Origin of the sequence: Polynucleobacter sp. UK-Gri1-W3 (assembly GCF_018881595.1) — a bacterium.
Taxonomy (GTDB): domain Bacteria; phylum Pseudomonadota; class Gammaproteobacteria; order Burkholderiales; family Burkholderiaceae; genus Polynucleobacter.
Window position 1 is genome coordinate 57,844 of the sequence record NZ_JACVQA010000010.1, and the last position, 12,205, is coordinate 70,048.

Genomic DNA, 12,205 nt, shown 5'->3' on the forward strand with positions numbered 1-12,205 from the left:
TTGCTTTTAAGGTCTTACCTGTTCCTTAAGATAAATGAGTGATTCCTCAACTTGATCAATCAGAATCAGGCAGATATCACCAGCGGCAAGATCATTAAGGGCAGTGTCAATTGCCTTGAATTCCCCATGAATTTCTTTGACTTGCTTTGCCTTGGTGGCGCCAACTAAACCCTCTTGTAAGAGTTTTAATACCTCTCCATCTTCACGGCCACGTTGGCAAGCGTCCTGATAGAGAATGACGTTATCAAAAGAATTGCCTAAGATGCGGGTTAAGTCACGAATATCTTCATCGCGACGATCACCTGCACCACTCACTACTACATGGCTCTTGCTTGGCTTCATTGCTTCAATAGCGCTTGCTAAGGCGCGCATCGCATCAGGATTGTGGCCGTAGTCAGCGATAACAGTGGCGCCCTTATGTTGAAACTGATTAAAGCGGCCCGGTACAGAATTAGCGTCACTTTCAAAGCTGTGTAGACCACGAGCAATCTTTTCAGCATCAAGGCCTAGGGCCCAAGCTGCCCCAATAGCAGCCATCGCATTTTCTATTTGAAAACCGAGAACGCCATTTTGTGTCAACGGAATCTCACTCACAGGAAAGCGATACATGATGCGCGCTCCCTTAGAAGCCACGATATAAGTACCGTCAAAATAAATAACTTTTTTATTCTTAGCGCGATGGGCGGCAATCACGGGATGATGTTGATTCTGGGCAAAGAAAATGACTCGGCCAGAACATTTATCACCCATCTTTACTACTATCGGGTCAGCTGCATTTAAGACTGCAGCGCCAGTAGGGGCTACATTTTGTACGATGACACGTTTCAGGATGGCTAAATCTTCAACGCTAGTAATGTAATTGAGGCCTAAGTGATCACCTTCGCCAATATTGGTTACCACTGCAACTTCACACCGATCAAAACCAAGGCCTTCGCGCAACATGCCGCCGCGCGCTGTTTCTAGAACAGCGGCATCGACGTCAGGATGCATCAACACATTGCGGGCACTCTTGGGTCCGCTGCAATCACCGGTATCGATGAGGCGATGATTGATGTAAACACCATCGGTACCTGTCATACCAACGCGTAGACCAGTTTCATTGAGTAAATGAGAGATCAGGCGCACGGTAGTGGTTTTGCCATTAGTGCCCGTCACTGCAACTACAGGAATTCGGCCATCATCCCCGGGTGGGAACATCATATTAATGATGTCTTCACCTACAGGACGCCCTTTGCCGTAAGAAGGCTTTAAATGCATGCGTAATCCAGGCGCAGCATTTACCTCAACAATGCCACCACCTTGTTGCTCTAGTGGCTTATAAATTGATTCGCATAGGATATCGACGCCAGCAATATCAAGACCAATCATCTGCGCAGCGGCAATCGCACTTGCTGCTACGTCGGGGTGAACATCGTCAGTCACATCAGTGGCGGTACCGCCAGTGCTAAGGTTGGCGTTGTTACGCAATAAAACACGCTCACCGGTTTTGGGGACATGCTGCGGTGAAAGGCCATTACTGGCTAAATGTGCCAGGGCGATATCATCAAAACGAATTTTGGTGAGTGCTGTTGCATGTCCGTCTCCACGCAATGGATTTTTATTCTCAATTTCTACCAGTTCAGCGACGGTATGAGTGCCATCCCCAACTACTTGAGCAGGTTCACGGCGTGCAGCAGCGGATAGGCGATTACCAACTACGAGTAAACGGTAGTCCGCACCAGGAAGATAGCGCTCAACAATAGTTTCACGACCAAAGGCTTGGGTCACAATAAAACCTGCACGAACCTCCTCTTCGGTTTGAATATTAGCTACAACACCTTTACCTTGATTGCCATCTTTTGGCTTGAGCACAATGGGGCCACCAATTTTTTGAGCGGCACGCCAAGCGTCATCAGCGGTAGTGACAACCTCGCCAATAGGTACCGATACACCTGCTGCAGCAAGTAAATTCTTGGTGAGTTCTTTATCCTGGGCAATCGCTTCAGCAATCGCACTGGTATTACTAGTTTCTGCAGCCTGAATCCGTTTCTGTTTGCTGCCCCAGCCAAATTGCACCATACTGCCTTCAGTCATTCGACGGAAGGGGATGTTGCGTTGAACAGCGGCATCAACAATGGAGCCTGTACTAGGCCCAAGACGAACATCTTCATAAAGCGCTTCCAACTCGGAGAGTGCGGCAGCAAGATCGAAAGGTGCATCATTGAGGGTTGCCTGAATTAAGGCAAAGGCAAAGTCAAAGGCCATCCGACCTACAACTTCTTCGATGTATTCCACAACAACTTGATAGACGCCATCATCAATGGTTTGAACAGTGCGACTAAAGGTCACTGGACATCCAGCCTGTGCCTGGAGACCAAGTGCTGCGTGCTCAAGGGCATGGGCTAGTGAAAGCACTTCATTGTGGCCGCCGCGACGCATGCTGCCCAATTGCGGAAAGCGTTCACGAATCTTGGTTTCAAATTGGGGGATTAAGTCAATAGAACGTTCTGACTCGTCACAAGAAACAATGGCTTCTAAAGCGGTATGGCGGCTCCATAAATTTGGGCCGCGCAACATGCGAATACGGGTGATTTCCAATTAGGCCCCTGTAGCAATAGTGGCATCAGGCACAAATGTTTCTGCGCCTGCTTCGATAACATTAAACGGAATATCTAAAGCCCAGGCTGCAGCTATTGCCGCTCCTAAGTTCATAGTCTTCCAAGGAGAAGTGCTGTTCGCTTCTGAGTGGCGTGGCACAGGAATCGATTTCTGATCCAACTTGCCAGACTTCAGAGTAATTTGTTGTTTGCCGATGGCAACTGCACGCCCACCGTCATGTAAGTGATTTTTAATAATCTCAGAGTCGGGATTTGCACTAAAGAAAATCACCTGTCCATCACAAAGCTCAGCCATCTGTACGCACATTGGATCGTCAGCATTGAGTACCGCAACACCTGTCGGCAGCACCACATCCACTTGAGTACGCACAACACTGAAAACTTGATCTTCATCGTAAATGGCGTACTGCGGGAAGTTCGCCTTTGGATCAACGTTGAGGACCACTCCAACTTGACAGCGATCGTAGGCTAAACCTTCAATCAACATTGACAAATGATTGTTCTCAATGACTACAGCCTCTACTGCGCGATTGAGTAATGTGCGACGTGCGTTCTCCCAGTTGGAAGAATTGGAGTTAGGAATAGCGCGATTGCCAAAAAAGAGACCTTTGCTGCAAGATAACCCAACATAGACATTGGTTAGGCGTAGGAAATGGGCAATCATTTCGGAAACCGGGGTTTTGCCATGCTCACCACAGACGCCGACTACGGGAATACGGAAATCTGCTCCCGGAGGGAAGAGGTGATTTGCAATCTCAACACCAACTGGCTGTGGTTTGCCGCTCGCAGGTTTTAAGTGCATTAATAGACCTGGGCCAGCATTGACTTCAACAATGGCAGCATTTTGATCTTCAAGTGGTTTACTAATATCTTGCGCTACTAAATCAACACCTGCAATTTCAAGACCAACGACACGAGCAGCTAAGGCTACTTGGCTAGCTACATCGGGATGAATTAGGTCAGTCACATCAAAGGCAACGTTGCCGTTGCTTTGGATTAAGACTTTGTGGTCAGCAGCAGGAATGCTATCGCCGGTTAATTGTTGGCGCGCTAATTCGAGTTCCACTGCAGAATCAATGCGCACAGGATTAAGAGGGTGCTCTTCGGCGGTACCGCGACGTGGATCAGAATTAATCTGAATCTGAATAAGTTCGTGAACAGTATGCTTACCATCACCATTAACCCAAACGGTTTCACCTTTTGCTGCGGCAACTACTTTATTGCCAACAACTAACAAGCGATGTTCATCCCCAACAATGTGGCGCTCAACCAAGACTTCACTACCTTCATCGATCGCAACAGCGTATGCTGCCTCAACTTCTTGTTGGGTATAGAGATTAATAAAGACGCCGCGACCATGATTACCGTCGATTGGTTTAACTACAACTGGTAGACCAATATCTTGTGCAGCTTCCCAAGCATCATCAGGGCTGGTAACAGTTCTGCCTTCTGGCGTAGGCACTCCAGCACTACGTAGCAAACTTTTGGTTAAATCTTTATCGCGAGAAATCGTTTCAGCAATCGCACTAGTTTGATCGGTCTCTGCAGTCCAGATGCGGCGTTGCTTAGCGCCATAACCTAGTTGAACTAGATTACCTTCAGATAAGCGAATCGACGGAATGCCGCGTTCTTCAGCAGCGTTCACAATGCATGCAGTGCTTGGGCCGAGCAAGAGATCGTCGCCGAGTTCACGTAGATTTTCAATAATGGATTGAGCTTCAGCTACACAATCTTTATTGTCTTGAGCTAAAGCAAGATACAAATCACGTGCGTATTTGAGGGCGGTAAGGGTTACTTCTTCATTTATAGCGCTCACCATAACTTTGTAAACGCCGCGTCTGTCGCCGTCACGTGCTTTACCAAAGCCGCCAGGAATACCGGCTAAGTTTTGCAGCTCTAATGTGAGGTGTTCAAGGATATGTGCAGGCCAAGTACCTTCTTCAACACGCTTTAAGAATCCGCCAGTTTCGCCATAGCTGCAGCGATGCTCAACAAGACTTGGGAGTGCTTTGACAAGTCGGTCATAAAAGCCGGGAATGAGGTTAGAGGGGTAGTCCTCTAAATCCCCAATATCGAGCCATACCTCTATAACGGGGTGGTAGGTCCACATATTGGGGCCACGGAGATGTTTAACGCTCAGAATCTCAATGGATTTATCTAGTAATTGGGGCATATGCAGGATTGCGATGGTCAGCGCCAGAGTTATTGGCGTTGACGCGTCAGACAGTCTTTCTGTTTCTAATAGTTATTGAAAAACTCACAAAAATAGCAAAAATACATAAAAAGGCCTAGTTAGACAATTTAACGGCTTTTGGGCTTCTAAAGTTGACATGAGTAATAAATCTAAATAATTGAGCTCCACTATACTTTTAGGGTCAATGAAGCCACAAATCCTACCTTTTGCCCCTGTGCTGCCAAGCTACTGGGAGACCGTTTTGGTGGATGAAAACTCCCCCATAAAGAGCTCTGAAGCCCTGCTGGCATGGGTTGAGCTCGATCTAGACGCTGAGCTACGCTTTGAAAAAAGTCTGCTTTTGCTCAGCGAGCAAGGTCTGTTTTGGACTGACGGTAAGGTATTTGAGTCCTGGAAATTAGGCCAAGATACCCACTTGGTTCATGGCGATCATGCTGGAGTAGGGCATTTACGCCTGGAAACTCCCGAGAAATTGGTGAGATCTTGGAATTTCACTCTAGCTGTGAATCCCCAGGTTCTTCGTCTGCAATCGAGTTTTAAGCAATTGACTCGTGGTGAAGAAATCAGCAATGGTGAAGTTAGTGAATACGACAAACAGGTTTGCCCTGTTTGCTTAAGTCCAAAGCCAGCAAATTCTGATTCATGCCCAACCTGCGATCCTGAAGATGATGCGCCGCCATCCACTTGGACGCTGTTTAAGCTCTGGCGTTTTGCGCGTCCCTATAAAAAGCAATTGCTACTTGGTTTTCTATTAACTCTGCTGTCTACAGGTGCGACTTTAATACCGCCGTATCTAACAATGCCATTGATGGATCATGTTTTGATTCCATATGAGCGTGGTAATCCAATTGATTTTCATTTGGCCAGTATGTATCTCTTGGCTTTATTCGGTGCAGCAATTGTTGCCTGGGCTTTAGGCTGGTGGAAAACTTACCTTCTTGCATTGGTCAGTGAGCGGATTGGCGCTGATTTACGCAATACCACTTTTGAGCATTTGCTCAAACTTTCGTTGGAATATTTTGGCGGCAAGAGAACCGGTGATTTGATTGCCCGTATTGGTGCTGAGACTGATCGTATCTGCGTATTCTTGTCTTTATACGCACTCGATTTTGCTACCGATGTGTTGATGATCACAATGACCGCAGCCATTCTGGTTTCTATTGATCCTTTGCTGGCCTTGGTTACCTTGGCACCTTTGCCATTTATCGTATGGATGATTCATGTAGTGCGCGATCGTCTACGTTTTGGTTTTGAAAAGATTGATCGTATTTGGTCTGAAGTCACCAACATTTTGGCGGACACTATTCCGGGCATTCGTGTGGTCAAGGCATTTGCTCAAGAAGATCGCGAACTCAAGCGCTTTGTAGATTCTAATAAGCACAATTTACAAATCAATGATCGCGTCAATCGCGTGTGGGGTTTGTTCTCACCAACGGTAACTTTACTTACTGAAACGGGTTTGCTCGTAGTGTGGGGCTTTGGTATCTGGCAGGTTGCCCACCAGAAAGTGACAGTAGGTGTTTTGATTGCTTTCTTGGCATACATCGGCCGTTTTTATATTCGCCTAGATTCAATGAGTCGGATTGTTTCTCATACACAAAAAGCAGCTGCTGGCGCTAAGCGAATCTTTGATATTTTGGATCACGTTTCCAGTGTTCCGGAGCCAATTAACCCACCTCCTTTGGGAGAGGTGAAAGGCCGGATTGCTCTGCGTGGCGTGGGTTTCCGCTACGGCAACCGAGCAGTAACTAAGGGCATTAATTTAGATATTGCTCCAGGCGAAATGATTGGTCTGGTAGGTCATAGCGGATCCGGAAAAAGTACTTTAGTGAACTTGATCTGTCGCTTCTATGATGTCAGCTCTGGATCGATTTCATTGGACGGGCGCGATATTCGCAGTATCGGCATTGCTGATTATCGCAAGCGCATTGGCTTGGTATTGCAAGAGCCGTTCTTGTTCTTCGGCACGATTGCAGAAAACATTGCTTACGGCAAACCAGATGCCACGCGCGAAGAAATTATTGAGGCAGCACGTGCTGCCCATGCTCACGAATTTATTCTCCGCCTTCCTTTGGGTTACGACTCGCTAGTAGGGGAGCGCGGTCAATCCCTCTCCGGTGGTGAGCGTCAACGTATTTCAATCGCCCGTGCACTGCTGATTAATCCAAGCATTCTGATCTTGGATGAGGCAACTTCCTCGGTTGACACTACGACTGAAAAAGAAATTCAGCGTGCCTTGGATAACTTGGTTAAGGGCCGCACGACGATTGCAATTGCCCATCGCCTCTCCACCCTCAGAAAAGCAGATCGCTTAGTGGTGTTGGATAAAGGCGAGATTGTGGAAATAGGCTCGCACGATCAATTAATGGAAGCTCAGGGCGCCTATTACACCTTGTATCAAGCCCAGCTGCGTCATGCTGCGGAACTCGTTGAAGGCGGTGCTATTGGTGAAAGCTTAGAAGAAGACCAATCAGAGAAACAAGAAGAACAGCTCGAAGAAGTTGCTAAGAAAATTGGGGGTGGGGTATGACGCAAGTCAATCAATCCACTCAACAACTCGAACGTGATGCGCTAGGCCGCCTCGTCTTTATTGATAACAAGGGCGAGCGTCACGTTGGCGTTCATCCGGTACGCGCTTTTCCAATCACTGCACCTGGTGCTGGCATTGGCATCATGAATCAATCAGGCAAAGAGCTTTGTTGGTTCCCAAATATGGCTGCAATCTCTGAAGCAGAGTTAGGTTTGATCGAGGAAGAGTTGGCTGAGCGTGAATTCATGCCAGTTATCCAAAAAATTACCAATGTCTCAACGTTTGCTACCCCAAGCATTTGGGATATCGAAACGGATCGTGGTCCAACCCGAATTCGTCTTAAGGGTGAAGAGGATATTCGCAGAATCGCAGGTAACACGTTGCTCATTGCCGACTCCAATGGCCTGCAGTTCTTAATTAAGGACTCCACTGAGCTCGATAAAGTGAGCAAAAAACTCTTGGATCGCTTCCGATAATTTCATAATATGGAATGTATTTCCATCTTGTAGAAAGTATAAGGGTTATAATCTAGGTATTAACCCTTAAGGAGATTCAAATGACTGCACTATTGAATATGTTCAACCAGCTTTTCACTGAAAGCAAAACCAACCAAGAGAAGGCTGCTCGTCACTATGATTTTGACGGCGCTTATCGCGGTATGTAATTTTTAAAAATTGCAGAAGTTCAAAAGCCACCTACGGGTGGCTTTTTTCATGGCCAATGAGAATAAAGGGCTCTTGTGATTGAGCAGAAGTTTCTTGGAATTCAATCACTTGGCTTAGGGGTAATCACTAGTGCGCAATTGAAAATTTCTTGATTCGCATCAAGATAATAAAGGGGATGATGTTTGAGAATCATTGAGCCCCTAAAGAGGGCGTGAAATTTATAAGAGACATAATCAAAAGGAGCACGGACAGTGAATAAGCCTTGGCATAACCGTTGGGCGCAGTTGGTATTTGGAATTATCTGTATGGGATTGGTTGCCAATCTTCAATACGCATGGACTTTATTTGTTAATCCAATTCAAATCAAAACTGGTTGGGCCTTATCAGCAATTCAATTGTCTTTTTCCATCTTCATTGTGGTGGAGACTTGGTTAGTTCCTGTTGAGGGTTGGATGGTGGATAAATTTGGTCCACGCATCGTCATTTTAATTGGTTCAGTGTTTGCAGCAGCTGGTTGGGTGATGGATAGCTATGCCAACTCAATCGAAATGCTGTATGCGGCAGCTGTCGTAGCGGGTATTGGTGCTGGCTGCGTGTATGGAACTTGCGTTGGAAATGCGCTCAAATGGTTTCCGGATAAGCGCGGTCTTGCCGCGGGCTTAACTGCTGCTGGCTTCGGTGCTGGTGCAGCAATTACCGTAATTCCAATCGGCAACATGATTCTTTCTGATGGATATGAACATGCTTTCTTGTTCTTTGGCCTTGCACAAGGCGCATTGATTTTTTGTTTAGCATTGCTCATGACTAAGCCAACCCCACCAAAGGGGGTGCAGGCTGCGCCTCGCATTGTTACAACTAAAGTGGATTACACCTCCGGACAAATGATCAGAAAACCTTTGTTCTGGCTAATCTATGTCATCTTCGTGGTTGTAGCTGCTGGTGGATTAATGGTAACTGCGCAAATTGGCCCGATTGCTAAAGATTGGGGTCTCGCGAAATTGCCAATGGTGTTATTCGGCACTACTTTGCCACTACTCACAATGACTTTATCAATTGATAACCTGTGCAATGGCTTTACTCGCCCTCTGTGTGGATTTATTTCGGATCGTTTTGGGCGGGAGAACACAATGTTCTTCGTTTTCCTTGGTGAAGGTTTATCAATGCTCGGTTTGATGCATTTTGGTAAAGACCCATATGCATTTATGACTTTTGCTGCATTGATCTTCTTGTTTTGGGGTGAAATTTTCTCGATCTTTCCAGCGATCTGTGCGGATACATTTGGTGTGAAAAATGCGGCTGGTAATGCCGGCACTTTATACACAGCAAAAGGAACTGCTTCTTTGTTGGTGCCTTTGGCATCCATTCTTTCCTCAACCGGGGATTGGAATACGGTTTTCATTGCGGGCGCAATCGTGACAATTACTGCGGCCTTTGCGGCAAAGTTCATTTTGGCGCCGGCTCGTAAGCGCTTTATTGATGATGCCAACAAGAATGCTGGTCATTAAAGTAGCAGTCTAAGTTTGTCAAAAGGGGTCTTCGGACTCCTTTTTTATTGCCTGCACCAATACGAGGGCAAACCCAAGATGAGGTAGGGGAAAGTCAGATAAAATCCTATCATCATGAATTCCTCCAAAAACCGCTTCGTTCACTGGATTGCTGCCTTGGCAATTGCAATGAGTGCGCTGGCGCCGGCTGCATCTCAAGCAGTTTCAGTCGCTAAGCATGGCGAAGGTTTTGCAATGGAGATTTGTTCTATTGATGGCAGCAAGATGCAAATTGATGTTCAGGATGAAGGGCGGGATGGTGCCAATCAAGTGCAGCCATGTCCTTATTGTTTGGCGCATAGCGCAATTACCCCAGCATTTAATACCAACCTTACATTTGCAGCGCCACAAACGTATGCATTGCTTCCCCAGCTTTTCTATCAATCACCCAAACCACTTGCTGTTTGGGTAACTCCACCTTCAGCGGCACCCCCAGCACAAGCCTAATTCTTTTGAGGGCATAGCCTAGCTATGTAGTGGGTAATGAAGACAAACCATTACCGTAAATATGTGTGGAGAAGTAAATTGAAGTTTAGAAAAATTGTTATTGCTGTTGCGCTTTCTATTCCTGGGGCAAGTGCATTTGCTTGCGCTAGTTGTGGTTGTAGCTTAAATACCGATATTGGTACACAAGGAATGGGTATGACCTCTGGTTGGTCCTTAGATCTTAGGTATGACACTCTGAATCAAAATAAGTTGCGTTACGGCACCAAGGGTATTTCACAATCACAGGCTGCCAATACAACCAATGGCGCAACGGGCGCACCTGCTGAGGTCGAGGGATATACCCAAAATAATTACATTACCGCTTCATTGGATTACAACGATGGTGAAAATTGGGGTCTTACAACGGTAGTCCCATTCATCGTGCGTAATCACATGACCTATGGTTCAAACTCAGACGATGGTGTGGGCGGATTTCCTACCGGAGAAAATGGTTACAGCTCCAAAGGTTCTGGAATTGGAGATATCAAACTCATTGGGCGCTACTTTGGGTTTTCAGAGCAAAAGGATTGGGGTCTACAGTTTGGTGTGAAACTGCCAACTGGTAGTAATTCTCAAAGTGCTGTTGCAAATTCAGGTGGAACGGTCGCGGTAGATCCTGGTTTACAACGTAGCTCAGGATCGACAGATTTAATTGGTGGAATTTATAAGTTTGGTTTTGTAAATGATTTGGAGAATTGGGGGTATTTTGCCCAAGCCCAATATCAAGCGGCAGTGATAGTGACTAATGTGCCAACCTCCTTGGTTGGCCTATCTAGCGGACCAAGTGATGCACCAACTGTATCCACTGGAGGTTCTTATCGACCCGGTAATTCACTTAATGTGAACGTCGGGGTGAACTACCAAGCATTTGAAAAATGGGTCCCCACATTGCAATTAAATGTGATTAACAAGAGGGCTGACAGCGGAACGGCTGCAGACACTTGGGCTACTGGTGGAACGCTAGCTTATTTAACCCCTGGTGTTTTATATCGTCTTACCGAGCAAACTCAGGTCTATGCTAATTTGCAGCTTCCGGTATATCAAAACGTGAATGGCATTCAATTAACGCCCTCATATATTGCTTCAATGGGCGTCCGGGTGCACTTTTAATCACTGAGCTAATAAAAGCGGGGTAACTATTTCTTCTAAAAGTTTGGCATCCACCTTGGGGTCACCAGTGAGGCCATTCTTGCGAAGAATTCCCTGCTTATCGATGATGAATGAACTTGGAATACGCCAGATTCGGCCATAGCCAGAGTAATTCATTTGATTTTTATCAGCAAAGAGAAAAGAGTAATTACGCATGATTTGCTTTGCTTGTTCCATGTCGGTGGGCTTATCTACCGTAATCGCAAGCACTTCAAATCCTTTGGTTTTATTTTTCTTTAGATAGGTTTCGATGGCTGGCATTTCCTCCCTGCATGGCTCGCACCAGCTAGCCCAAAAGTTCACCAAGACTACTTTGCCCTTAGTGCTATTGAGTGAGAAAGGCTTGCCATCGATTAGCGTTCCTTCTATATTGGGTGCAGGCTGCCCGAGCTCGAGACCAGCAAATGCCGTGCTAGACATGAAGCAAATCAACAGCACTAAGTAGGTGAAGGAATTGGGAAAACAAGATTTACGCATAGCAACTAGTATTTCATGAATATCAATTAAAGGATTAATCAATGATAAAGAGTAATAAAGGTTTTGTATTTAAGGTGACGACGGCCTGTATTGGGTTGGCTATGATTTTGAGTTCCCAGGTATACGCTCAAGCAGTTAAGGTGGATGCGGTGAGTGTTTCTGATGCTTATACACGGGCAACAGTGCCGGGGCAGAAAGTGGCTGGCGGTTTCCTAAAAATTCAAAATAAGGGCAACACCCCTGACCAATTAATTTCTGCGAGTTCACCTTCTGCTGGTGACATACAGCTTCATGAGATGGCAATGGAGGGCAACGTCATGAAAATGCGTCAAGTGAAGGATATTGCTGTGCCAGCAAATGGTTCAGTTGAGCTTAAGCCGGGTGGCTACCATTTAATGTTCCTTGATCTTAAGGGACCGTTTGTAGCTGGCGAAACGATTCCAGTCAAACTCAAGTTTGCTAAATCAGGTGATGTTGAGGTGAAGCTTCCTGTGAATGCAGCTGGTGCAATGAAACATTAAATAATTTACGAAGTAGCAATAAAAAAGCCCCTAGTTTTACCT

Annotated in this window: 9 protein-coding genes; 6 read left to right on the forward strand and 3 right to left on the reverse strand. The window is 46.1% G+C overall.

What is annotated here, in order from left to right; genetic code table 11:
- Positions 1 to 6: 6 nt before the first annotated feature.
- Both cphA (ICN36_RS11160) and cphA (ICN36_RS11165) read right to left on the reverse strand, forming a co-directional pair.
- On the reverse strand, positions 7 to 2,577 hold the full coding sequence (gene cphA / locus ICN36_RS11160; RefSeq protein WP_216228434.1) for a cyanophycin synthetase: 2,571 nt from the start codon (positions 2,575 to 2,577) through the stop codon (positions 7 to 9).
- Entirely contained in the window at positions 2,578 to 4,770 is a 2,193-nt protein-coding gene (cphA, locus tag ICN36_RS11165; RefSeq protein ID WP_216228435.1) for a cyanophycin synthetase, read from the reverse strand.
- A gap of 205 nt (positions 4,771 to 4,975) precedes the next feature.
- Between cphA (ICN36_RS11165) and ICN36_RS11170 the strand changes: the two genes are divergently transcribed.
- The 5 genes from ICN36_RS11170 to ICN36_RS11190 all read left to right on the forward strand — a co-directional run bounded on the left by ICN36_RS11170 (position 4,976) and on the right by ICN36_RS11190 (position 11,126).
- Positions 4,976 to 7,321, forward strand: coding sequence for an ABC transporter ATP-binding protein (locus ICN36_RS11170; RefSeq protein ID WP_216228436.1), 2,346 nt, complete (start codon positions 4,976 to 4,978; stop codon positions 7,319 to 7,321).
- Complete coding sequence (locus ICN36_RS11175) at positions 7,318 to 7,797, forward strand: DUF1854 domain-containing protein (RefSeq protein ID WP_216228437.1); 480 nt, start codon at positions 7,318 to 7,320, stop codon at positions 7,795 to 7,797. Before ICN36_RS11170 ends, ICN36_RS11175 begins: the two co-directional genes overlap by 4 nt.
- 494 nt (positions 7,798 to 8,291) lie before the next feature.
- Entirely contained in the window at positions 8,292 to 9,491 is a 1,200-nt protein-coding gene (gene oxlT, locus ICN36_RS11180) for an oxalate/formate MFS antiporter (RefSeq protein WP_370623497.1), read from the forward strand.
- A gap of 114 nt (positions 9,492 to 9,605) precedes the next feature.
- Positions 9,606 to 9,977 carry a DUF2946 domain-containing protein gene (locus tag ICN36_RS11185; RefSeq protein WP_216228439.1) on the forward strand — a complete coding sequence of 124 codons (372 nt, stop codon included), beginning with the start codon at positions 9,606 to 9,608 and terminating at the stop codon, positions 9,975 to 9,977.
- 78 nt (positions 9,978 to 10,055) lie between these two features.
- Positions 10,056 to 11,126, forward strand: coding sequence for a TonB-dependent receptor (locus ICN36_RS11190; RefSeq protein WP_143143929.1), 1,071 nt, complete (start codon positions 10,056 to 10,058; stop codon positions 11,124 to 11,126).
- Here the strand turns inward: ICN36_RS11190 and ICN36_RS11195 are convergent, their stop codons facing one another.
- Positions 11,127 to 11,684 carry a peroxiredoxin gene (locus tag ICN36_RS11195; RefSeq protein ID WP_083564289.1) on the reverse strand — a complete coding sequence of 186 codons (558 nt, stop codon included), beginning with the start codon at positions 11,682 to 11,684 and terminating at the stop codon, positions 11,127 to 11,129.
- On the opposite strand from ICN36_RS11195, the gene ICN36_RS11200 reads away from it, so the two are divergent.
- The gene (locus ICN36_RS11200) at positions 11,684 to 12,163 is read left to right on the forward strand and encodes a copper chaperone PCu(A)C (RefSeq protein WP_255531315.1); all 480 of its coding nucleotides are present in this window, start codon (positions 11,684 to 11,686) and stop codon (positions 12,161 to 12,163) included. The genes ICN36_RS11195 and ICN36_RS11200 overlap by 1 nt on opposite strands.
- Positions 12,164 to 12,205 lie beyond the last annotated feature (42 nt).

Coding starts and splice junctions, on each gene's coding strand:
- cphA (WP_216228435.1), bottom strand. CDS start 4,770: ATGCCCCAATTACTAGATAAATCCATTGAGATTCTGAGCGTTAAACAT.
- ICN36_RS11170 (WP_216228436.1), top strand. CDS start 4,976: ATGAAGCCACAAATCCTACCTTTTGCCCCTGTGCTGCCAAGCTACTGG.
- ICN36_RS11175 (WP_216228437.1), top strand. CDS start 7,318: ATGACGCAAGTCAATCAATCCACTCAACAACTCGAACGTGATGCGCTA.
- oxlT (WP_370623497.1), top strand. CDS start 8,292: ATGGGATTGGTTGCCAATCTTCAATACGCATGGACTTTATTTGTTAAT.
- ICN36_RS11185 (WP_216228439.1), top strand. CDS start 9,606: ATGAATTCCTCCAAAAACCGCTTCGTTCACTGGATTGCTGCCTTGGCA.
- ICN36_RS11200 (WP_255531315.1), top strand. CDS start 11,684: ATGATAAAGAGTAATAAAGGTTTTGTATTTAAGGTGACGACGGCCTGT.